At 73.7% G+C, this 21,281-nt stretch carries 19 protein-coding genes and 2 pseudogenes; 8 read left to right on the top strand and 13 right to left on the bottom strand.

What is annotated here, in order from left to right; translation table 11 throughout:
- Positions 1–61: 61 nt before the first annotated feature.
- Positions 62–1,450 (bottom strand): alpha/beta fold hydrolase, encoded by a 1,389-nt coding sequence (locus ACZ52J_RS09525; RefSeq protein ID WP_465617142.1) that lies wholly within the window; start codon positions 1,448–1,450, stop codon positions 62–64.
- Positions 1,451–1,763: 313 nt separating this feature from the next.
- Here ACZ52J_RS09525 and ACZ52J_RS09520 point away from each other — a divergent pair.
- Positions 1,764–2,585, top strand: a pseudogene (locus ACZ52J_RS09520) (winged helix-turn-helix domain-containing protein); the annotation flags it as partial.
- A 142-nt stretch (positions 2,586–2,727) separates the two neighbouring features.
- Here the strand turns inward: ACZ52J_RS09520 and ACZ52J_RS09515 are convergent.
- Positions 2,728–3,537 (bottom strand): alpha/beta fold hydrolase, encoded by an 810-nt coding sequence (locus tag ACZ52J_RS09515; protein ID WP_360507467.1) that lies wholly within the window; start codon positions 3,535–3,537, stop codon positions 2,728–2,730.
- Between the two features lie 168 nt (positions 3,538–3,705).
- Between ACZ52J_RS09515 and ACZ52J_RS09510 the strand changes: the two genes are divergently transcribed.
- Positions 3,706–4,251 carry a GNAT family N-acetyltransferase gene (locus ACZ52J_RS09510; protein ID WP_465617140.1) on the top strand — a complete coding sequence of 182 codons (546 nt, stop codon included), beginning with the start codon at positions 3,706–3,708 and terminating at the stop codon, positions 4,249–4,251.
- 58 nt (positions 4,252–4,309) lie between these two features.
- Here ACZ52J_RS09510 and ACZ52J_RS09505 read toward each other — a convergent pair whose 3' ends face one another.
- The 3 genes from ACZ52J_RS09505 to ACZ52J_RS09495 all read right to left on the bottom strand — a co-directional run bounded on the left by ACZ52J_RS09505 (position 4,310) and on the right by ACZ52J_RS09495 (position 8,163).
- The gene (locus ACZ52J_RS09505; RefSeq protein ID WP_465617138.1) at positions 4,310–5,863 is read right to left on the bottom strand and encodes an outer membrane protein assembly factor BamB family protein; all 1,554 of its coding nucleotides are present in this window, start codon (positions 5,861–5,863) and stop codon (positions 4,310–4,312) included.
- A gap of 186 nt (positions 5,864–6,049) precedes the next feature.
- Complete coding sequence (locus ACZ52J_RS09500) at positions 6,050–7,441, bottom strand: carotenoid oxygenase family protein (RefSeq protein ID WP_465617136.1); 1,392 nt, start codon at positions 7,439–7,441, stop codon at positions 6,050–6,052.
- Positions 7,442–7,527: 86 nt separating this feature from the next.
- Positions 7,528–8,163 carry a TetR/AcrR family transcriptional regulator gene (locus ACZ52J_RS09495; RefSeq protein ID WP_465617134.1) on the bottom strand — a complete coding sequence of 212 codons (636 nt, stop codon included), beginning with the start codon at positions 8,161–8,163 and terminating at the stop codon, positions 7,528–7,530.
- Between the two features lie 408 nt (positions 8,164–8,571).
- On the opposite strand from ACZ52J_RS09495, the gene ACZ52J_RS09490 reads away from it, so the two are divergent.
- From ACZ52J_RS09490 to ACZ52J_RS09470, 5 genes and pseudogenes are all read left to right on the top strand, one after another.
- The gene (locus ACZ52J_RS09490) at positions 8,572–8,871 is read left to right on the top strand and encodes a hypothetical protein (RefSeq protein ID WP_465617132.1); all 300 of its coding nucleotides are present in this window, start codon (positions 8,572–8,574) and stop codon (positions 8,869–8,871) included.
- 32 nt (positions 8,872–8,903) lie between these two features.
- A complete protein-coding gene (locus tag ACZ52J_RS09485; RefSeq protein ID WP_360507484.1) occupies positions 8,904–9,593 on the top strand; it encodes an alpha/beta hydrolase in 690 nt (229 codons plus the stop codon).
- 92 nt (positions 9,594–9,685) lie between these two features.
- Positions 9,686–9,925, top strand: a pseudogene (locus ACZ52J_RS09480) (DUF6204 family protein); the annotation flags it as partial.
- A 145-nt stretch (positions 9,926–10,070) separates the two neighbouring features.
- On the top strand, positions 10,071–10,379 hold the full coding sequence (locus ACZ52J_RS09475; protein WP_360507492.1) for a sulfurtransferase TusA family protein: 309 nt from the start codon (positions 10,071–10,073) through the stop codon (positions 10,377–10,379).
- 159 nt (positions 10,380–10,538) lie between these two features.
- The gene (locus ACZ52J_RS09470) at positions 10,539–10,991 is read left to right on the top strand and encodes a hypothetical protein (RefSeq protein ID WP_360507494.1); all 453 of its coding nucleotides are present in this window, start codon (positions 10,539–10,541) and stop codon (positions 10,989–10,991) included.
- A 217-nt stretch (positions 10,992–11,208) separates the two neighbouring features.
- Here the strand turns inward: ACZ52J_RS09470 and ACZ52J_RS09465 are convergent, their stop codons facing one another.
- From ACZ52J_RS09465 to def, 4 genes are all read right to left on the bottom strand, one after another.
- The gene (locus tag ACZ52J_RS09465) at positions 11,209–12,642 is read right to left on the bottom strand and encodes an RsmB/NOP family class I SAM-dependent RNA methyltransferase (protein WP_465617129.1); all 1,434 of its coding nucleotides are present in this window, start codon (positions 12,640–12,642) and stop codon (positions 11,209–11,211) included.
- A gap of 143 nt (positions 12,643–12,785) precedes the next feature.
- Entirely contained in the window at positions 12,786–13,142 is a 357-nt protein-coding gene (locus ACZ52J_RS09460) for a hypothetical protein (protein WP_465617127.1), read from the bottom strand.
- Positions 13,143–13,330: 188 nt separating this feature from the next.
- Complete coding sequence (gene fmt / locus ACZ52J_RS09455) at positions 13,331–14,290, bottom strand: methionyl-tRNA formyltransferase (protein ID WP_465617125.1); 960 nt, start codon at positions 14,288–14,290, stop codon at positions 13,331–13,333.
- A gap of 97 nt (positions 14,291–14,387) precedes the next feature.
- A complete protein-coding gene (gene def / locus ACZ52J_RS09450; protein ID WP_465617124.1) occupies positions 14,388–14,933 on the bottom strand; it encodes a peptide deformylase in 546 nt (181 codons plus the stop codon).
- Between the two features lie 264 nt (positions 14,934–15,197).
- On the opposite strand from def, the gene ACZ52J_RS09445 reads away from it, so the two are divergent.
- A complete protein-coding gene (locus ACZ52J_RS09445) occupies positions 15,198–15,857 on the top strand; it encodes a hypothetical protein (RefSeq protein ID WP_465617122.1) in 660 nt (219 codons plus the stop codon).
- A gap of 129 nt (positions 15,858–15,986) precedes the next feature.
- Here the strand turns inward: ACZ52J_RS09445 and ACZ52J_RS09440 are convergent, their stop codons facing one another.
- The 4 genes from ACZ52J_RS09440 to rpoZ form a co-directional block, all read right to left on the bottom strand.
- Entirely contained in the window at positions 15,987–18,071 is a 2,085-nt protein-coding gene (locus ACZ52J_RS09440) for a primosomal protein N' (RefSeq protein ID WP_465617120.1), read from the bottom strand.
- Positions 18,072–18,199: 128 nt separating this feature from the next.
- A complete protein-coding gene (metK, locus tag ACZ52J_RS09435; RefSeq protein WP_360507516.1) occupies positions 18,200–19,408 on the bottom strand; it encodes a methionine adenosyltransferase in 1,209 nt (402 codons plus the stop codon).
- A 149-nt stretch (positions 19,409–19,557) separates the two neighbouring features.
- Positions 19,558–20,787 carry a bifunctional phosphopantothenoylcysteine decarboxylase/phosphopantothenate--cysteine ligase CoaBC gene (gene coaBC / locus ACZ52J_RS09430; protein WP_465617117.1) on the bottom strand — a complete coding sequence of 410 codons (1,230 nt, stop codon included), beginning with the start codon at positions 20,785–20,787 and terminating at the stop codon, positions 19,558–19,560.
- Between the two features lie 216 nt (positions 20,788–21,003).
- Positions 21,004–21,270 carry a DNA-directed RNA polymerase subunit omega gene (gene rpoZ, locus ACZ52J_RS09425; protein ID WP_030056185.1) on the bottom strand — a complete coding sequence of 89 codons (267 nt, stop codon included), beginning with the start codon at positions 21,268–21,270 and terminating at the stop codon, positions 21,004–21,006.
- Between the last annotated feature and the right edge of the window lie 11 nt (positions 21,271–21,281).

The raw sequence follows: 21,281 nt of genomic DNA, 5'->3' as shown, positions 1-21,281 counted from the left end.
TTCCCCGAGTCCCCCGAGCTCGCGAGCCCCCTGACTGCCCCGAACTCCCCGGTCTCCCCTGCTACTTCAGCAGGAAGTCGTACACCGCCTGCCGCCCGGCCGGGTTCGCCGCCCGGGTCTGCACCGAGTGCGACGCCCCGGGGACGATCACGATCTGCGGGTCGTGCGTCGACGCGGCCTGTTGGTAGAGCCATTCGTACGGCGTGGACAGGTCACGGTCGCCGCCGAGCAGCAGCACCGGCACGTTGGGCAGCCTGCGGTGGGCCGGCGGCGTCGGCGGCACCTGCTCGCGCGGCCAGTCAAGGCAGACCAGCAGGCTGCCGAGCCCGGTCGCGGTCGCCGCGTCGTACGGCCAGGTCTGCTGGGTGGTCAGCTGCTGCCGGGTGCGCTCCAGCGCCGCCGCCCGGCCCTCGACCGGAGTGTCCGAGGTGCCCCACGGGTACCGCCCGTCCGCGCACAGGGTGGCGGCGTGCAGGCCCTGGCTGAGCCATTCGGCGGGGGCGGCGTCGCCCTGGTGGACGGCGTCGATGAAGGCCTGGAGTTTCGCCGGCTGCCCGGCGGCGGCCTCGTGCAGGGACTCCGGCACGCCGCCGTAGTTCGGGTCGACGAACTCGTAGCTGGTGAGGGCGTCCAGGATCTGCGCCCCGTTGCCGTACCGTCGGACGGTCTCGGCGAGGTCGGCGGCCGGGTCGGTGGTGCAGCCGGTGGCCTGGCAGGCGGCCCGCAGCACCCGGGCGGTGGCCGGCAGAGCGATCAGGTCGAGCGGGTCGTAGCCCTGTTGCGGGACCACCGAGTCGAGCACCAGCCGGGCCACGTGCGCCGGCTGGGCGAGGGCGTACCGTTCGGCGACGAAGGTGCCGTAGGAGACACCGTCGATGGTGAGGCGGTGGTCGCCGAGGTCCCGGCGCAGCAGGTCCATGTCGGCGACGGTGTCCGCGGTGCTGTAGAAGCGCGCGTTCGGGCCGAGCGTGGCCGCGCAGTCGGTGACGGACTGCTTGCGGGGCGGGGCGAGGTCGGAGGAGCCCATGTCCTCCTGCAGCCCGGGGCACTGCAGGGCCCGCTCACCGGTGCCGCGCTGGTCGAACATGACCAGGCGGTAGTCCTTGAGGACGGGCTCGATCTTGCTCGCGATCCGTTGGATCAGCGGCACGCCGGGCTGGCCGGGGCCGCCGGTGAGGAACAGCAGGTCACCCTTGGGGGCGTCGGTGTTCCCGGTCATCGCCACGTCGAGCTGGAGGGCGCCGGGGACGGCGCCGCTGTGGTCGAGCGGCACGGTGATGGTCCCGCAGGTGAATTCGGGCGCGCCCTGGCAGGGCGCCTGCCCGGTGATCCCTCCGCCGTGCCGGGCCGGTGCGTCCGGCGCCGCGACGGCAGGAGTGGCCACGGTGGTGCCGGCGACCACCGCGACGGCGCCCAGCAGGGCGGCGATGCGGCCGCGCGTGCTCGTCATGTTCGTCCTTCCGGTCGCGCCGCGTCCGTGCTGACGCGGTCACGGAGTCAGCTTGGGCCCGGGCGACTTCGAACGCGAGCATTCATGCCAGGATTCGACCAGTGTCGAATCGTCGCCTGCCGGAAGCCCGGCAAATCCGGCCGTGTCCGACGGCTCGACAGTCCGACGGCTCGACAGTTTCGACAGTCCGGCGACTCGACAGTTCGACAGTTCGACAGGGGGAAGGACACTGATCCGGCTCACGATCGACTCGACCGGGCTCGCCCGCACCCGTTTCGTGGTCTCGCCACTGCACGAGGCGGTCAACACCCTGATGGCCTCCTCGCTCAACTCCCGTACCGGGCCGTACGCCTGGGTGGGCCGCACCCGCCGGGTGCTGCGCCGGGAGAAGCTGGAGCTGCTGTCGGGGCTGGCCCTGGAACAGGACGGCGGCTACATCCCCGACTTCCTCTCCCCGCACCCCTCCGGGCCGGACCCGACGGTGGCGGAGCAGCTGGAGGCCGTCCGCCGCACCGACCCGAAACGGGTACGGGCGGAGCTGGAGACCGTCCGACACGGGCTGCCGGCCGCCAATCTGGCTGGCCGTCAGGTCCCTGATGTGGTGCTGCGCTCACTGGAGCGCGGCCCGCGCTACTTCGCCGAGCGGGTCGCCGACGAGCTGGGCCGGTACTGGGAGTCGGCCCTCGCGCCGTACTGGCCGGACGCCCGGGGCGTCCTGGACGCCGAGGTCGACCAACGTGGCCGCCACCTGGCCCGGTACGGCACCGGCTCCCTGTTCAACTCCCTCTCGCCGCAGCTCTCCTGGGCCGACGGGCTGATCCTGCTGGAGAGCCGTTTCGACGTGGCCCTGCCGGCCCGGATGGTCCTGCTGATGCCGACCCTGGTGAGCCGGAGGATCCACGTCATGCTGGACCCGGTGGACGGCTGCCACCGGGTGCCGACGCTGATGTACCCGGTCGGCAAGCCGCCGACCGTCCCGCAGACCCCCACCCCGGCGCTGGCGCAGCTGCTCGGACCGACCCGGGCGGACCTGCTGGCCGCGCTGGTCGACCCGATCACCACCGCCGACCTTGCCGCCCGGCACTTCCTGAGCGCGGGCACCGTCTCGTACCACCTGGGCGTGCTGCACCGCTCCGGCCTGGTCAGCCGGGTGCGCAGCGGGCGGGAGGTGCTGTACCGGCGGACGCCGCGCGGGGAGGAGATGCTGGCAACCGGTAGCCCGCCGCGTTTCAGCCCCCGCCGGACTCAGCCACTGCCGGACTCAGCCCCCGCCGGTTTCAGGCCAGCGCGCGCGGGAGGACCACCCGCACCCACTCCTCCGGCTGCGACAGGTGCGGGGCGTGGCCGGCGCCGGTGTACAGGTGGCGCTCCGCCTTCGGCAGGGCGAGGTCGATCAGGTCCAGCACCTCGCCGAACATCGGCGCGCTGTCGTCGCTCTGCGTGAGCAGCGCCGGTTCGGGGTACCGGGCCAGCCCGGTGAGGTCGAGGTCGAGCGCGTCCGGGTCGCGCAGCTCGTCCAGGTAGGTGGGCGCGTTGCGGATGTACGTGTGCCGGATCGGGGCGGGCAGTTGCTCCCACGCGCCCGGCCCGAAGGCGAGGCTGTCCACGTAGAGTTCGGCGGCCGCGGCCGATTCGGCCTGTTCCAGCAGCTCCCGGACGGCGGCGATCCGGTCGGCGAAGGCGGTGCCGATCGGGCGCAGGTCCGGGTCGGCGAGCAGGATGCCGGTGCCGGGCGGCTCGTGCACGGCGATCCCCCGGAGCAGGTCGGGACGGGCGGCGGCGAGCCGGAGGGTGACCAGCGCGCCGTAGGAGTCGCCGTAGACGAACGCCGGAGCGAGGCCGAGCCCCTGGATCAGCCCGGCCAGGTCGGCCGCGTCCTCGTACACCGAACCCTGGGTGAGCGGGTCCTCGCTGCGGCTGTGCCCCCGGCGGTCGTAGGAGACGACGGTGGCGGACTCCGCCAGGCCGGGCACCACCCGCGCCCAGGAGTCCCCGTCGCTCCACGAGCCGTGCACCAGGACGACGCCGGGGCCCTCACCGTGGGCCTCGTAGTGCAGCGCCACTCCGTTCACCCTGGTCTCGGCCATCACGAGCCTCCCGATCTCGGCGGTGCTCCCCCACCAGCCTGACACAACCGCCTGGAAGGCTCAGATCCGCCGGTCGCGGCGGATCTCCCCCGCGCCGGGGAGGTCCCCGGACGAAGATCATCCTCACGCGTGATCCCGGCCGCCCCACCACCGTGCCAGGCTCGGCGCATGCACTACGTCGTACGCCGGATCACCGCCGAGGACTGGCGGGAACTCCGCGAGATCACCCTGGAGGCGCTGCGGGACTCCCCCGACGCCTTCAACCTGTCCTACGCCGACACCGCCGCCCACCCCGACGGCTACTGGCAGCACCAGGCCGCCGCCGAGGCCACCACCGGGGAACGCGCCACCTTCACGGTCCGTGACGAAGACGGGAACTGGGTGGGCATCGCCGGGGTCGAACCCGTCCCCGACGTCCCCGACACCATGTGCGTCCGCTCCGTCTACGTCGCCCCGGCCCACCGCGGCGCCGCCGGCCCCGCCGCCGACCTCGTGAACGCGACCGTCCGCCACGCCCGGGACCACACCGACGCACGGTGGCTGACCCTCGGCGTCAACGAGAGCAACGGCCGCGCGCTGGCCTTCTACCGGCGACTCGGCTTCGAGGACACCGGCAAGGTGATCCCCTACGTCCGGAACCCGGCGGAGAAGGTCTTCATCCTGGGCTACCCGCAGTTCCGGGACGGCTCCGGTAACCGGCGCGACTCCCGGTAACCCGGAACCGCACCCGGTAGCCGGAACCACGCCTGTCGGCCGGTCCCGCGTCCCGTCCTCAGTTCATCCCGCGTACCGGCGGCTCGTCCCGCGTCCCGTCCTCCGCCACCACCGTGAACCGCTCGGGCCCCGACACCGACAGGTCGACCGGGTACAGCGACGCCGTGCCGTTCACGTCCAGTTCGGCGCTCTGCCGTCCCGTCGTGGTGTCCACCCGGGCGACCCGGTCGCGCGTCATCGCCCAGACCGACGTCCCGTCCACCGCCAGGCCGGTGACCTGGTCGTCCAGCCCCGCCGTCCAACGCTGCACCCCGTCGGCGAGCGAGTAGGCCACCAGCCGGCCCGTCGCGCTGCGGCTCGGGTGCTTGCCGCCGCTGATGCTGACGTCGCCGGGCTTCTCGCCCGGCACGATGAACAGGTCCCCGACGACCACCCCGCCGAACAGGGGCCGGGCGTCGAACTCGTCGAAGGCGTGCAGCCCGCCGAGCATCACGTCCAGGTCGTACTCGTCCCCCGAGACCGGGATCGACGCCCGCTGCCGCCCGGCCCGGTCGTAGCTGAGCACCGCGTGCGTCCCGCGCTCGCCCTGGGCGTCGACCCACACCGCGAGCGGCTCGACCGACACCACCGCGAGGTTCTTCAGCCCGCCCGACGCCGGCAGCGCGATCCGCGACTGCTCCCGCCCGTCCGGGGCCGCCAGCGACCGCAGGACGGGCGCCGCCGCGCCGCACTGCGCCACGGTCACCACGTCCGCCGTCCCACCCGCGACCTGCAGCGGAGTGCAACCGGCGTCGGCCGTGGCGCGCCACACCGCCCCGCCGTCGGTCAGCCGCACCGCCCGCCAGCCGCCCTTCTCCTGCAGGACGGCCTGCTGCCCGGAGACGGCGACCACGTCCGGTGTCGCCGAGTCCCCGTCCCGGGCGGGCGCGTCCACGGCGGTGGTCCAGCCCTCCTTGCCGTCGGCCAGGTCGAGCGCGGTCACCGCCGCGCACGGCTTGTCGTGCGGCGAGTGGCCGATCAGCCCGACGCCGCCCGGGCCGACGGCGCTCTGCCCGGCACCGCCCTGCCCGGCACCGCTCTGCCCGATACCGCCCCGGCCGATCCCGCGGCTCATCGCGCACACCGAGTCCTCCCCCGGCGGCGTCCAGCGCCACACGACGGCACCGGTGGCGCTGCGGTACGCGACCACCTGGTCGGGCCGGACCCGCACCACCAGGTCCCCGGTCGTCCAGCTGCCCACCGCGCGGGTGGTGGACGGCCGGTCGAGCGGCGCCGCCCAGGAGTCGTTGAGGCCGTCCCCGGCGAAGCAGACGAAGATCCCGAGGCCCAGCAGCGCCCCGAGGGCGGCGGACGGCAGCCCGTACCGGGGGTGGATCAGCGCCCAGACGAAGCCCGCGCCGCACGGCATCAGCCCGAGGATGCTGATGATGCCCATGTAGGCGAGGCTGTCGCCGCCGAACCCGTTCCCCGGCCCGAACAGCACCGCCAGCCCCATGCTCGCGAACATGGCCCCCAGCACCCCGCCGGAGACCACCATCCAGGTCTCCCTGCCCCAGGCGAACCTGGCACCCCACCCCGCCCGGACCACGCTGTCCTCGGGCCCAACGGCCATGCCGGTCTCTCCCCTGCGACGCCCCTGAGACGCGCCGCCCACCACGACAGGGCGACGATCATCGGATCGTCGCAGAGCCCGTCATGATCCGGAAACAAAGAGCAGGGAAAACCCCGGCCAGGGCGGGCCAATCTTGGCCCCTCATCCTCGACCCGACGTCACCTCACACCCCGCCCCGACGTCACCTCACGCTTTCTCCGGCGCACCCGGTTCCCCGCCCTGTACCCAGTTCCCGTGCAGCCCCAGCGGCACCCGCACCGGCAGGTGGACCCGGGCGACGGGCTCGCCGGTGAAGTCCTGGGCGGCGAGGATCACCAGGTCCGTCGCACCCCGCGCCGGGTCGAAGACGTACGCCATCACATACCCGTCGTCCTCCCCGGTCGGCGACTCGGCGGCGACGAACACCCCCTCCCCCACCGCGCCATCGCGCCCGAACTCGTGGGCCTCGACCGTTCCCCGGCGCAGATCGTGCTTGAGCAGGGCGTTGCTGAAGCCCTCATCCGGACGGTCGTCCGCGGGCCCGGCCGGCGGCGCGTAGAGCTCGACGGCGGCCGCGTAGCCGTAGCGGTAAGGACGCCCGGTGTAGCGGGAGTTGAGGCGCGGGAACTCCTGGACCCGGTCGTCCAGCCGCTCCTCCTTCACCGTCCCCGCCGCCAGGTCGACCGTCCAGCGGTCGAGCGTGGGCCGACTCGCGCCGAGGTTCCGCAGGTCGATGCCCGGCGGATGCCGGACGACGTCGACCACCAGCGAATCCGCCGTCCGCTCGTACGCGTTGAGCGTGTGCCCCACCAGGTGCGGCGCGAGTTCGAACCACCGCACCTCGCCGCCCTCGCGCGGCAGCACGCCGACCCGGGCCGCGCGCCGCTCGTCCCAGGTGAACGGGACGCCGGTCGCCAGGTGCGCCGCGCTGAACACCACCGGAGTGTCGTACAGCACCACGAACCGCTCGGTGAGCGCGAAATCGTGCATGTACGGGTTCCCGGGCACCGGGATCGTGGTGGCGCGCCGGACGGCACCGGCCGCGTCCATCACGATGTGCTGCACCTGGTCCGAGCCGTAGCGGAAGGCGAGCGAGTGCAGTTCGCCGGTGTGCGGGTCGAACACCGAGTGCGCGTTGGCGCTGTACCCCTCCGGTGTCGCACCCAGGCCGCAGGGGCCCACCGTGTCCAGCTCGTAGGTGAGTTCGTACGGGGGGATGCCGCCCTCGGTGAGCGCGAAGGTACGTCCGGCGAGGCCCGCGACCTGCACGTTCGGGGAGATGTCCAGCCGCTCGTCGACGGGTGTGCCGCGCCGCGGTTCGCCGAGCAGGTCGGCGACGGATCCCGAGCGGACCCAGCGGTTGCGGTACCACTCGGCGCGCCCGTCCCGGATCCGGACGCCGTGCACCATACCCGCGCCCAGAGTCCACTGGTGCGCGGCGGGGTCCTCGATGCCCAGCGGGTTGGGGCCGTTGCGCAGGTATCGGCCGTCGAGGTGATCCGGGATCCGCCCGGTCACGGGCAGGTCGTAGGCGGTGACCTCCTCGGTCACGGGGGCGAAGTTCCCTGACAGGTAACGGTTCACGGGCGTGCGGCTCATCGTGTCGTCCTCTCGTCGGTCAGCGGATCACCGGTCAGCGCATCGCCGCCAGCGCATCGCCGGTCAGCGGATCGCCGGATCGCCGGTCAGTGGATCGCCGGATCATCGGCCGGCGGATCGCCGGCACCGAACGCCCGCCCCAGCGCAGCCATCAGCGCCTCGTAGCGCGGCCCGGCCTCGGCCGGGGCGAAGTGGCCGGCGAGCTCCAGGCTCACCGCGCCGTGCGTAGCCGCCCAGAAGATCTTGGAGACCTCGTGGGCGTCCCCGGGCCGGAAGACCCCGGCCGCCATGCACGCGTCCACGGCGACCACGGAGGCGCCGAACGCGCCCTCGGCCATGGCCAAGGCCTCGTCACTGGGCCGGAATTCGGGCACCGGCTGCTCGAACATCACCCGGTAGTAGGCGGGTTCGGCGATCGCACGCTCCCGGTAGGCCCGACCGAGTGCGGCCAGGTACGCCAACGGGTCGTCCCCGCGCGGGACTTGCTCCTGCGCGCGGCGCAGCCGTGCGAAGCCCTCGCGATACAGCGCGTCGAGCAGCCCCTCCTTCCCGCCGAACATCGTGTACAGCACCTTGGTCGAGGAGCCGATCTCGGCGGCGATCCGGCGCACGGTCAGCGCGGCGGGGCCTTCGGCGACGAGGAGGGCGATGGCGCGGTCGAGGATCACGGCGCGTACGGCGTCCTGGCCGGCCCGCTGCGCGTCCTGGTAGGGCGTGCTCATGAGCAACAACGTAACCCATCGGAAACAGTGTTACCACCCTTTCACGCCAATCGACTTGCCACTCCTTCCTCGCCCCTCGGCTGCACTGTCACGCTCCACCGCCGAGGGGAGTCACCGATGAGCAACTCCACCTGCCACGCCACCGACCAGACCCGACCCGACCGAATCGAAGCCCGCCACCCCCGGCCGACGCACACCGGCGGACCCGGAGCCGAGCGGCGCCGGAGCGCCCCCCAGCGTCGGCCCGACGATCCACCCGCCGCGTCAACCGCCGCCATCCACACGCAAGTTGCTGCCGTAGAAGGGTCGGCACCGCAGCACCCCCCCGCTCTTCACGTCTTCGCCACCACCCGCGCACAACGCCGCGCCGAGGCTCCCGTAGCCGTGATCGGGCGAGCAACAGCGGCGGTGATCTCCCTCGCGATCCTGCTCGTCCCGGCGGCGGTCACACCCGGCGGCGAACGGCCGCCCGAGGTCGGGGCGGGCTGGTGGGAGGTCTCGGCGAACGCCGCCAATGTCCGGATCGACCACGTCGGCGGCGACACCGTCATCGGACTCGCCCGCTCCGGCGACGTCGTGGAGATCGTGGACACCTGGACCTCACCGCTCGGTGCCCACTGGGCCAAGGTCATGGTCGTGCGCACCCGGATCACCGGCTGGGTCCTGTGGCCCCTGCTCACGCACCGCGACCCGCCACCGGAACCGTAGAATCCACCTGTACACATCAGGAAGGATCTCGCGTGTTCCGAGCGCACCACCCGCGCACCCCAGAACTGACCCCGCGACAGGGGAACGGGCCGGTCAACGGCGTCGCCCTGCTGCTGCCCGGCGGATTCATCCGAAGCCGACTCGGGCCACTGAAGGTCGCCGAGCTGGGTCTACGGGAACTCGCCACCGAACTCACCGACCGCGGCCGCCCGCACGGCCTCGCCGTCCACCTGCTGCGCTACCGCTACAGCGGCTGGAACGGCGACGCCGCCGACACCGCCGTCGACACCCGCTGGGCGCTCGACGAACTCGCCCGACGGTACGAGGGCGCGCCGGTTGTCCTGATCGGCAACTCGCTCGGCGGCCGCGCCGCCTTCCGGTGCGCCGGACACCCCTCCGTCGTCGGCGTCGCCGGGATCGCCCCCTGGCTGCCCAGCGGCGACCCGGTCGACCAACTCGCCGGCCGGCGGGTACTGATCGTCCACGGCACCGGCGACCACAGCGCGGCCAACGCCACCCAGTCCCTGGAGTACGCGCTGCGCGCCCGGCAGGTCGTCCCGGACCTCGCCCGCTACGAGATCCCCGGCGGCAACCACTACCTCCTCCGCGAGACCCGCGACATCAGCGCACTCACCACCGCCTTCACCCTCGCCACCCTGAACGCCGAACCCGCGGCGCTCGCCACCGGCGCCGTCCGCACCCGACTCCCGGCACGGATGTAGCACGCCCGAACTCCCCGGTCAGCGCGGCACCTTGTCCCCACCGACTGGTCCCCACCGACCGGACGTCGACGGCTGACGCCCCCGTCCGCGGCGAGGGCCACCTCAGCTACGACCTCTCCGCGCGGGCCGCCTTCACCTTCCGCTTCCTCGGCGCGACCGAGGCCGAGGAGGACATCCTGGCGGCCACCGAGCGGGCCGAGCAGACGGCGCAGAGCCGGCTGGCCGAGCGCGGCTACGGCTTCAAGAACCTCCGTTCCCAGTCCGAGGACCTCGGCCGCCTGTCCACCCTGCTCACCCGCCTCGGCGGCACCGCCCCCGGCCGACTCGGCTGAGCACCACCCCCGCCCCGACGCCCGGCACCTCCGACGCCCGGCACCCACGGTCCCCCGGCACCCATGCCCCGCCGGACCCAGCGCCCGACCCGCGCCCTAGGCTGAACCCGCACCACCGCACGACCACCCCGCGAAGGGCAGCGCCATGACCCAGACCCCCGTCACCACCCCCGACCTCACCATCGACGGCACCGGTCTGCTCTGCGTCCAGCTCCTGCTCCGCCTGCGCGCCCGGATCGCGCACCTCCCGGCCGGCGCGGTGGTCCACATCCACACCACCGACCCCGCCGCCCCGCTCGACCTGCCCGCCTGGTGCCACCTGACCGGCCACGACTACCTCGGCCCGGTCCCGTACGAGGCCACCGACCGCGAGGTGTACGGGCTGCGCCTCACCTCCGCCCCGGTCCGAACCCGCCCCGACCGCCCCTGGCACCCGGCCCCCACCACCGACTGATTTACCGACCCGGCGCCCGCCCCTCCGCCGGAAGACCCCGCGCGCCACCCCCACCTGGCAACGGGGCCGAGAACGGCTCACACCCGACTTCCCTCCGCCACCCGGTGTGCCACGATGAGGAATGCCGAACAGCCGAGAACCACAGGGAGGTTGACCATCATGGACCTGACCCTCCACTGCCACTGGCGTGACCAGGACGGCCAGTGGGCACTGACCGTCAGCCACAACGGCCGCGAGTGGGAGCTGTTCGCCGCCGGCCCCTTCGGGTCCGAGTCGCTCCCGTTCGCGAACCCGGACGAGGTCCGCCGGCTCGCCCAGGCCCTGCTGGACCTGCCCGCCGAACCGGAGCCCTACGAGTTCGAGTGGGAGCTCTCCCGGACCGAGGTCGCGCGGACGGGGCGGGAACACACCTGCTTCGCGACCTTCGCCGTCGGGCTCGACCCCAGCGACGACCACCGCCCGTACCTCGCCTTCCAGTCCTACTTCCACTGGGACCAGACGACCGCGCTCGGCATGGAAGTGATCTGCGAGGACCCGCCGGTCGACGACCTCCGCGCCCAGGCCCACGCCTTCCTCACCGGGTTCCCCGGCCCCGCGCACCGCCAGCCGTAGCCACCGCGCCCGCGCCACCCCTACCGCTTCAGGCCACGGCGCGCCGCACCCAGTCCACCTCAAACGCCCAACTCTCCGGCGCTGCCCACCCGTTGACCACCGTTACGGGAGATGCAAGCGGCCACTCGCGACGAGGCACGAGCGGCCGCCACGATCAGCCCGTCCGCCCGAGCTCCCGCCCGAGCCGTCCGTCCGATCCGCCTGTCCGAGCCCTCGCTCAGGCCGTCCGGCGCAGCAGCGCCAGGTACATCGCGTCCGTCCCGTGCAGGTGCGGCCAGAGCTGCACGTCCGGCCCGTCCCCGAGCGCCGGGACGCCGGGCAGCAGCGGGCGCGCGTCGATCCACTCGACCCGGCCGCCTTCGGTCCGCAGCACGTCGTCGACGACCGCCCGGGTCTCCGCCAGGTGCGGCGAGCAGGTCGCGTAGCCGACCACGCCACCGATCCGGGTGGCATCGATCGCCGAGCGCAGCAGGTCCCGCTGGAGCGGCCTGAACGCGGCCACATCGGCGGGCCGGCGCCGCCAGCGTGCCTCCGGGCGGCGCCGCAGCGCACCGAGGCCTGAGCACGGCACGTCGACCAGCACCCGGTCGAAGCTGTCCGCCTGCCAGGCCGGACGGGTCCCGTCCGCCGCGATCACCGTGTACGGACCGGGGTTGCCCTGCAGTGCCCGCGCCACCAGCCGGGCCCGGTGCGGCTGCTTCTCGCTCGCGACCAGCGCCGCCCCGCGTTCGGCGGCCAGTGCGCCGAGCAGCGCGGCCTTGCCGCCGGGGCCCGCGCAGCCGTCCAGCCAGATCCGGTCGGGGCCGTCGAGCGGGGCGGCGGCGAGGGCGAGCGCGACCAGCTGGCTGCCCTCGTCCTGGACGCCCGCCCGGTTGTCCTGCACCGCCTCGACCGAGCCGGGGTCGCCGCCCTCGGCGAGCCGCAGCGCGAAGGGCGACCAGCGCCCCGGCTCGGCTTCGGGCAGGGCCTCGGCCAGCTCGCCGACGGTGGCCCGGCCGGGGCGGGCGACCAGGGTGACCTCGGGCCGCTCGTTGTCGGCCCGCAGGAGCTCTTCGATCGCGCCGCGCCCGGAGGCGTCCGGCTGCCAGCGGCCGAGCGAGTCCCAGAGCGCGGAGACCACCCAGCGCGGGTGCGAGTGGACGACCGCCAGGTGGTCCTCGGCGTCCTTGTCGTACGGCGGGGCGACCTTCTCGATCCAGGTGTCCAGGTCGTGGGCGCTGATCCGGCGCAGCACGGCGTTGACGAACTTCGCCTTGCCGTCGCCGAGCACCACCCGGGCGAGCTCGACGGTCGCCGAGACGGCCGCGTGGCTGGGGATCCGGGTGGTGAGCAGCTGGTGGGCGCCGAGCGAGAGCACGTCCAGCACCGGCGGGTCGACCTTGCTGAGCGGCCGGTCGATGCAGGCGGCGATGACCGCGTCGTAGGTGCCCTGCAGGCGCAGGGTGCCGTAGACGAGTTCGGTGGCCAGGGCGGCGTCGCGCCGGTCCATGCCCTTCTGCTCGGCTTCGCGGAGCAGGGAGGGCAGGATCAGGTTGGCGTACGCGTCGCGCTCGTCGACGGCGCGCAGCGCGCGGAACGCGACGATCCGGGCCGGGTCCTTCTTCGGGCGACGGTGCGGGCGGGGGGCGCGCTTGGCGCTGGGGGTGGTCACAAGTGCCTCAAAGTGCTGCGGTGGTTATCACGCCAACGATATCCCTCCTGGGAGGGCCCGATCGAACGCCAGGTGCGAACGCCAGGGCCCGGTGCCCGGAACCAGACCGGCTCCGGGCGCCGGGCCCCTTCCCGGACGGCTCGTCACGCGCTCTCGCAGAGCGCGAACGCCGTCGCCCCGCCGGCTCCGGTCGCCTCGGCCAGCCAGGTGTCGGCATCGCTGGTCGAGGGGGCGTTGAGCGTCACGAGCACCGGTAGGGGCGTGTTCGTGGCGGGGTCGATCGGGACGCTCCCCAGGTCGAAGCCGCCACCGATCAGATGGGTGCCCTGAGGGCAGGTCGCGTGGGACTGCGAGCCGGCGGCGGCCTGGTCGCCTTGGACCACCGTGGTGGTCACGGCGCCGACCGGAGGAGCGGTCGCGAGTCCGTAGGTCGCGGTCACCAGCAGTGCACCGGCCACGGCGGTCCAGGTGCGCGGGCTCGTCCAGGTGAGTCGGGCCATGGGATCAGCCTTCCTGGTGAGGGATCCCCCACTCGGACCAAGGTAGGCCCACCCGCAGCGGCTCGCGCGGCGAGCCGACCCGCTCCCGGACCGTCCCGAACGCTCGGCCCGCCGAGCCCGTCGGCCCTCGGAGCCTGTCAGCTCTCGGAGCCCGTCGGCCCTCGGAGCCCGTCAGCCCCCGGAGCCCGTCAGCTCTCGGAGCCGCCGGACGGGAGGCCGAACCGCTCCCCCGCCTCCAGCCGGGCGCCGCGGGCCCAGTCCGCCGCCCGCATCTCCTTCTTGCCCTGCGGACGGACCTCTCCCAGCTCGACGTCGTGACTGCCGGTCCCGACCCGCACGCTGTTCTTGCCGACCATCGCCACCTGACCGGGCGCCAGTTCGGCCGACTCCGGCAGCAGCTTCACCGGTCCGGTGACCTTCAGCCGCTCGCCGCGGAACTCGGTCCACGCTCCCGGCGCCGGCGCGCAGCCGCGCACCACGCGGTCGACGCGCAGCGCGGGGTGGTTCCAGTCGATCCGCGCGTCCTCGACGCTGATCTTCGGCGCGAGCGTGATGCCTTCGCCCGGCTGCGGCACGGCGTGCAGGGAGCCGTCCTCGATGCCGTCCATGGTGGCCGCGAGCAGTCGCGCGCCGGAGTGCGAGAGCCGGGTGAGCAGTTCGCCGCTGGTGTCGGCCGGGCGGATCTCCTCGGTGATCACGCCGTAGACCGGGCCGGAGTCCAGGCCCTGCTCGATCAGGAAGGTGGACGCGCCGGTGACCTCGTCGCCGGCCAGCACCGCGTGCTGGACCGGGGCCGCGCCGCGCCAGGCGGGCAGCAGCGAGAAGTGCAGGTTGACCCAGCCGTGCTTGGGGATCTCCAGGGTGCCGGGGCGCAGCAACGCGCCGTAGGCGACCACCGGGCAGCAGTCGGGGGCGAGTTCGGTGAGCCGGGCGACGAACTCCGGGTCGCTGGGCTTCGCCGGCTTGAGGACCTCGATCCCGGCCTCCTCGGCGCGCTGGGCGACGGGGCTGGCGACCAGCTTGCGCCCGCGCCCGGCGGGGGCGTCGGGGCGGGTGACCACCGCGACGACCTCGTGCCGGCCGGAGGCGAGCAGGGCGTCCAGGGCGGGAACGGCGACCTCGGGGGTGCCGGCGAAGACGAGACGCATCAAGTGCCTTTCTGCAAAAGGGAGTTCGGGACGCCAGGGTGGTTCAGATCGCCGGGGTGGCTGAGGACCCCAGGATGGCTCAGGACCCCGGGGTGGCTCAGCGCGCCGCGCCGAAGGTGCTGTGCGGCGAGACCTTGACGACCGGCGCCGGCCCGCTGCCCCAGTCCGCCTCCCGGATCGCCTTCAGCGCGGCCTTGCGCTGCTCGCGGTCGAGTCGGTCGATGAAGATGATGCCGTCCAGGTGGTCGGTCTCGTGCTGGATGCACCGGGCGAGCAGTTGGGTGCCCTCCACCGTCACCGGGTCGCCGTACATGTTGAAGCCCTTGGCGACCACGCCGTACGCGCGCTTGGTGTCGTAGCGCAGGCCGGGCAGCGAGAGGCAGCCCTCTGGACCCTCCTGCTCGTCCTCGCTCAGCGACAGGTCCGGGTTGATCAGGTGCCCGGTGACACCGTCCACGTGGTACGTGAACACCCGCAGGGAGACACCGAGTTGGGGCGCGGCGAGACCGGCGCCGGGGGCGTTCAGCATGGTTTCGGTGAGGTCGCCGACCAGGTTGCGCAGTTCCTTGTCGAACACGGTCACCGGCTTGGCGGTGGCCCGCAGGACAGGGTCTCCGAAGAGACGGATCGGCTGGATCGACACGGGGTACGGGCTCCTGTCCGTCGGGGTGTCGGAAGTCGGGGAGGGACTGCGGTCAACGGCTGTTCCCGCCAAGTCTATGCAACGCGCCTGCGCCGTCCCCCATGCCCTCGGAGCCGCCGGAACCGTCCTGGCATATCCCGACTCCGCCGACGGCGTTACCCCGGCCCCCGCTTCGGCGTTGGTCAAGAGAGATTGACCGGGGCCGGGCGCACGGGACACCGCGCCCCGGCCGAGCCGAACCGTACGGAAGGTGGCACGTAAGCCATGGCCGAGCAGATCAACCACGACGCCCGGGCGCGGGCGAGCCTTCACCTGCTGGTGCGGGACATCGAGCGGGTGAGGCGCCAGGTCGACGCGCTGCGGACGCTCACCGCCCAGCTGGGCAACGTCTACCGACCGCGCCGCCCCAGCACCTCGGCCGGCTTCGTGGTGTACGGGCGGGCGCCGGCACCGACCGTGCGCCTGGCCCAGGAGCTGCGGGAGAGCGTCGAGACCCTGGTGGCGGCGGCGGTGGAGTTCGACCGGGCGCTGGGCTTCTCCTGGGACTCGGTGGGCTCCGCCCTCGGGGTCACCAAGCAGGCCGTGCACCGCCGCTACGGCATGCGCCGCCCGACCAGCGAGCTGCTCGCCGCCAGCGGCGCCGTCCCGGGCCCCGGCCGCCCGGACCGCTCCGAGGACCTGCCCGCCGCCTCCACCGGCGGCCTGGCCGCGACCGTCCCGGCGGCCCGCCAGGGCGGCCTGGACCGCAGCAGCCTGGAACGCGCCGCCCTGGACCGCGGCGCGATGGACCGCGGCGCCCTCGACCGCGCCCCCCTGGACCGCACCCCCCTCGACCGCAGCCCCCTCGACCGTCCCCAGCCCGACCGCAGCCCGATCGACCGCAGCACCCCCGTCGACCGCACCGGCATCCCCCTGCGCGGCTGACCGCACCACCACCCGAACGCCCGGCCACCCCGGGGCGGGGTGGCCCACTCACCCCGCCCCCAGCAGCCCCCTCTCCACCTGCCCCGCCCCCAGCAGCCCCCTCTCCACCTGCCACGCCCCACCGACCCCTCAGCCGATGTCCGTCGGATCCACCCGCACCCGCACCGGCTCCGCCGTCCGCAGCGCGATCCGCGCGATCTGCGCCGCCTTGAGCGCCGCGGCCAGCGCCGACCCCTGCCCGGGCGACACCCGCAGCAGCGCGCGCTCCTGCTCCTCCCCCCGCAGTGCGGGCACCGGTACCGGCCCGAGCACGTCGGCCCCCTCCGGCAGCCTGATCAGCCCGAGCAGGTCGGCGACCGCCGCCGGGGTCCCGCTGATCGAGGCCATCCGCGACACCGGCGGGAAGTGCAGCTGCGCCCGTTCGTCCCGCTCCAGCCCGGCGTGGCCGAGCGGGTCCCAGCGCACCAGTGCCTGCACCGGACGGGCCGACGGCTCGGCGACCACGACGACCGTGCCGCCCTCCGTCGAGGAGCGCACCAGCGCGGCGGCCGCCAGCCAGAGCCGCAGGGTCTCCTCCCCCGCGCGCAGGTCGGGCCGGCTCAGCAGGGCCCACCCGTCCAGCAGCAGCGCCGCCCCGTACCCGCCGCCGCCCTCCACCACAGGCTCCGCGCCCGGTGTGGAGATCACCAGTGAGGGCTCGTCCGGCACGGTGACCAGCACCGAGTCCCGCCCGGAGGTGCGCACCGGGATCCGCGGGAAGGCCTTGCCCAGTTCCTCCGCGGTCCGCCGGGCGCCGATCACCTGGGCCCGGAGCCGGAACGACCCGCACTCGGGGCAGTGCCAGTCGTTCTCCGCCACCCCGCACCATCCGCAGCACAGCGGGGCGTCCGCCGAGGGCGCCTCCAACGGCCCTTCGCACCGCCGGCACCGCGCCGGGGTCCGGCAGCGCCCGCAGGCCAGCCGGGGCACGTAGCCGCGCCGGGGCACCTGGATGAGCACCGGGTGTCCGGCCGCCAGCGCCTCCCGGGCGGCTTCCCAGGCCACCGAGGGCAGCCGGGCGGCCTGCGCGGCCGCGTCGCGGTGCTGGTCCTGGTCGGTGACGGTGCGCACCCTCGGCGCGACCTGCCGCACCGTCTCCCGGTCCGCGACGAGCGGGCGCGCCCAGCCGGTGCTCACCAGCTGCGCGCCCTCGACGGTGACCGCGTGCCCGCCGAGCAGCACCGCCGCGCCCTCCTCGGCGGCGCGCAGCAGCGCCACCTCCCGGACGTGCGGGTGCGGGGCGCGCGGGTCGCTGTGGCTGCCGTCCCCGTCCGACCAGACGACGACCAGCCCGAGGTCGCGCACCGGCGCGAACATGGTGGCGCGGGTCCCGATGACGGCGTGTACCGAGCCGCGGCTCACCGCGAGCCAGCGCGTGTAGCGCTCGCGCGGGCCGAGGTCGGCTTCCAGGGCCACGTGCATCCCGGGGCCGAGCAGTTCGGTCAGCGCCTGGTCGACCCGGGCCACCGAGCGCCCGTCCGGCAGCACGACCAGCGCACCGCGCCCGCCGGCCAGCGTCGCCGCCACCGCCCGCGCGATCTCGTACGGCCAGCCGGGCCCGGGCAGGGCCGCCCACACCGCGCGCGGCGCGCCGCCGCCGGCCAGCGCGGCGAGGAGGTCGGGCCCGGCCGGGTAGCGCTGCCAGCCGCCGGGGGCCGGGGCCGCCGGGCGCGGCAGCGGCGGCGGCGAGGGCTCGGCCTCGGCCTTGGCGTGCCGGGGCGGGACGGCCAGCTGCAGCACGTCGGCGAGCGTCCCGGCGTACCGGTCGGCGACGGTCCGGCACAGCCGGAGCAACTGCGGGGTGAGCACGGGCTCGGGCGACAGCACCTGGGCGAGCGGGGCGAGCGGCCCGGGGAAGTCGCTCTTCTCCAGGCGGGCGACGATGAACCCGTCGTGCAGTTCCCCGCCCTCGCGCTGCCCCTTGACCACGCGTGCCCCGAACCGCACCCGCACCCGGACGCCCGGCTGGGCCTCCTCGGCCATGGCGGCAGGCACCTCGTAGTCGAAGAACTTGTCGATGGTGAGCACGCCCTTGTCCACCACGACCCGGGCCACCGGCAGGTGCTCGGCCCGCTTGGCCCCGCGCCAGCTGCGCGGCTTGGCCCGCTTGACCGTCTCCCGGATGAACGCCAGCTGCTCCGGCTCGGCGGCCCCGTTCTCCCCTGTGCTGCTCATCGCCACCAAGTACTACCAGGTCACACCGACACTGCGCACACCTCGGCAACGCGCACACACCGGCAGCGGGCACGAAAGCGGCGCCCGTCCCCCGTCGGGGGCGGGCGCCGCTTCGAGCGCTACGGACGTCAGTCCTGGACGGCGGCCTTCAGGGCGTCCACCCGGTCGGTGCGCTCCCAGGTGAAGTCCGGCAGCTCACGGCCGAAGTGGCCGTACGCGGCGGTCTGGGAGTAGATCGGGCGCAGCAGGTCCAGGTCGCGGATGATCGCGGCCGGACGCAGGTCGAAGACCTCGGAGACAGCCTTCTGGATGCTGAGGACCGGCACGGCCTCGGTGCCGAAGGTCTCCACGAAGAGGCCGACCGGCTCGGCCTTGCCGATCGCGTACGCGACCTGCACCTCGGCGCGGCGGGCGAGGCCGGCGGCGACGATGTTCTTCGCCACCCAGCGCATCGCGTACGCGGCCGAGCGGTCCACCTTGGACGGGTCCTTGCCGGAGAAGGCGCCGCCACCGTGGCGGGCCATGCCGCCGTAGGTGTCGATGATGATCTTGCGGCCGGTGAGGCCGGCGTCGCCCATCGGGCCGCCGATCTCGAAACGTCCGGTCGGGTTGACCAGCAGGCGGTAGCCCTCGGTGGTCAGCTTGATGCCCTGCTCGGCCAGCGCCTTCAGCTCCGGCTCGACCACGAACTCGCGGATGTCCGGGGTGAGCAGCGACTCCAGGTCGATGTCGCTGGCGTGCTGGGTGGAGACGACCACGGTGTCGAGGCGGACGGCCTTGTCGCCGTCGTACTCGATGGTGACCTGGGTCTTGCCGTCGGGACGCAGGTACGGGATGGTCCCGTTCTTGCGGACATCGGTCAGCCGGCGCGAGAGGCGGTGGGCCAGGGTGATCGGCAGCGGCATGAGCTCGGGCGTCTCGTCGGACGCGTAGCCGAACATCAGGCCCTGGTCGCCGGCGCCCTGCTTGTCCAGGTCGTCCTCGTCACCCTCGACCCGAGCCTCGTACGCGGTGTCGACACCCTGCGCGATGTCGGGCGACTGGGCACCGATGGACACCGAGACGCCGCAGGAGGCGCCGTCGAAGCCCTTCTTGGAGCTGTCGTAGCCGATCTCCAGGATCTTGTCCCGGACGAGCTGGGCGATCGGCGCGTACGCCTTGGTGGTCACCTCGCCGGCCACGTGCACCTGGCCGGTGGTGATGAGCGTCTCCACGGCGACCCGGGAAGTCGGGTCCTCGCGCAGGAGAGCGTCAAGGATGGTGTCGCTGATCTGGTCAGCGATCTTGTCGGGGTGTCCCTCGGTGACGGACTCCGAGGTGAACAGGCGGCGAGACACAGCGCTCCCTGGGGTTGCAGCGGCTGCTGACTGAAGTTCCCGGGCGACCCGGGAACTCCGGAAAGACTTGATTCCTGGAGTCTAACCGTCTGCCTCCGTCGAACGTCACCCGCTCCAGGAATTCTCGAGCGTTCTGCAGCCTCTTCCGATCAGTTGCCGCTCGTTTCCAGCCTCTTTGCGACCAGGTCCCAGATCACGTCCGCGAGCGCTTCCTTCGGACCCACCGGAACGGGCGTCTCACTGCCGTCCGAGCCCAGGACGACGGCCTCGTTGACGTCCGTGCCGAAGGCCTTGCCGTTGCCCACCTCGTTGACGACGAGCAGGTCGCAGCCCTTGCGGGCGAGCTTGGCGCGGCCGTTGGCGAGCACGTCGTCGGTCTCCGCCGCGAAACCCACCACCAGTTGACCCGAACGGGGCCGGTGGGCCGACAGCTCGGCCAGGATGTCGGGGTTGCGGATCAGCGCGACCGGCGCCGGCTCGACCCCCTCGACCTTCTTGATCTTGCCGGTCGCGTACTCGGCGGGCCGGAAGTCCGCCACCGCTGCGGCCATCACCACGGCGTCCGCGTCCGCGACCGCCTTGAGCGCCGCCTCGCGCAGCTCGAGCGCGGTCGACACGTGCACCACGTCCACCCCGGCCGGGTCCGGCAGCTCGGCATTGGCCGAAAGCAGGGTCACCCGGGCCCCACGCGCCGCGGCCGTCACGGCCAGCGCGTAGCCCTGCTTGCCGGAGGAGCGGTTGCCCAGGTAGCGCACCGGGTCGAGCGGCTCCCGGGTGCCGCCGGCCGAGACCACCACGTGTCGGCCCGCGAGGTCGGTCGGCACCGCCCCGCCGCGGCGCAGCACGGCCCGGCAGGCGTCGAAGATCGCCGACGGCTCGGGCAGGCGTCCCTTGCCGGTGTCCTTGCCGGTGAGCCGGCCGACAGCCGGCTCCAGCACGATCACGCCCCGGCGGCGCAGCGTGGCGACGTTGTCCCGGGTGGCCGGGTGCTCCCACATCTCGGTGTGCATGGCGGGCGCCACGACGACCGGACAGCGGGCGGTGAGCAGCGTGTTGGTCAGCAGGTCGTCGGCGAGGCCGTGGGCGGCCTTGGCGATCAGGTCGGCGGTGGCCGGGGCGACCACGACCAGGTCGGCCTGCTGCCCGATCCGCACGTGCGGCACCTCGTGCACGCGCTCCCAGGTCTCGGTGGCGGCCGGGCGGCCGGACAGCGCGGCCCAGGTCGCCTCGCCGACGAAGTGCAGCGCCGCCTCGGTGGGCACCACGGTGACCTGGTGACCGGACTCGGTGAACCGGCGCAGCAGCTCGCACGCCTTGTACGCGGCGATCCCGCCGCTCACACCGAGGACCACACGGGGGGCGTCCGCACCAGCGTTCATTTACCCGGCCTTTCTCCGCATCGGGACCCGCCCACCCTACGGCCCCTCAGCTGCCGCCCGCGCAGTGCCCCACCCCCTGCGGCACGACCGACGGGCCCGCCGACACGACAGGAGGTTCCGCCGACACAAGCCGACACGACAGGAGGGCCCGCCGACACAAACGGGAGGGCCCGGCGGAAACGATTCCGCCGGGCCCTCCCGAAATCACCGACCGCCTCAGGCAGCCTCGACCGCCTCGGCGGTCAGCATGCCCGCGTTGATCTCGCGCAGCGCGATCGACAGCGGCTTCTCGTGCACGTGGGTGTCGACCAGCGGGCCGACGTACTCCAGCAGGCCCTCACCGAGCTGGGAGTAGTACGCGTTGATCTGGCGCGCGCGCTTGGCGGCGTAGATCACGAGGCTGTACTTCGAGTCGGTAGCCTCGAGCAGCTCGTCGATCGGCGGGTTGATGATGCCCTCGGGCGCGGTCATGGAAGAGGACACGCGAAAACCTT

The organism is Kitasatospora sp. NPDC034035, from assembly GCF_055575755.1.
Note: the sequence above shows the minus strand (reverse complement) of the source record. Positions and strands in the feature narration are given on the sequence as shown.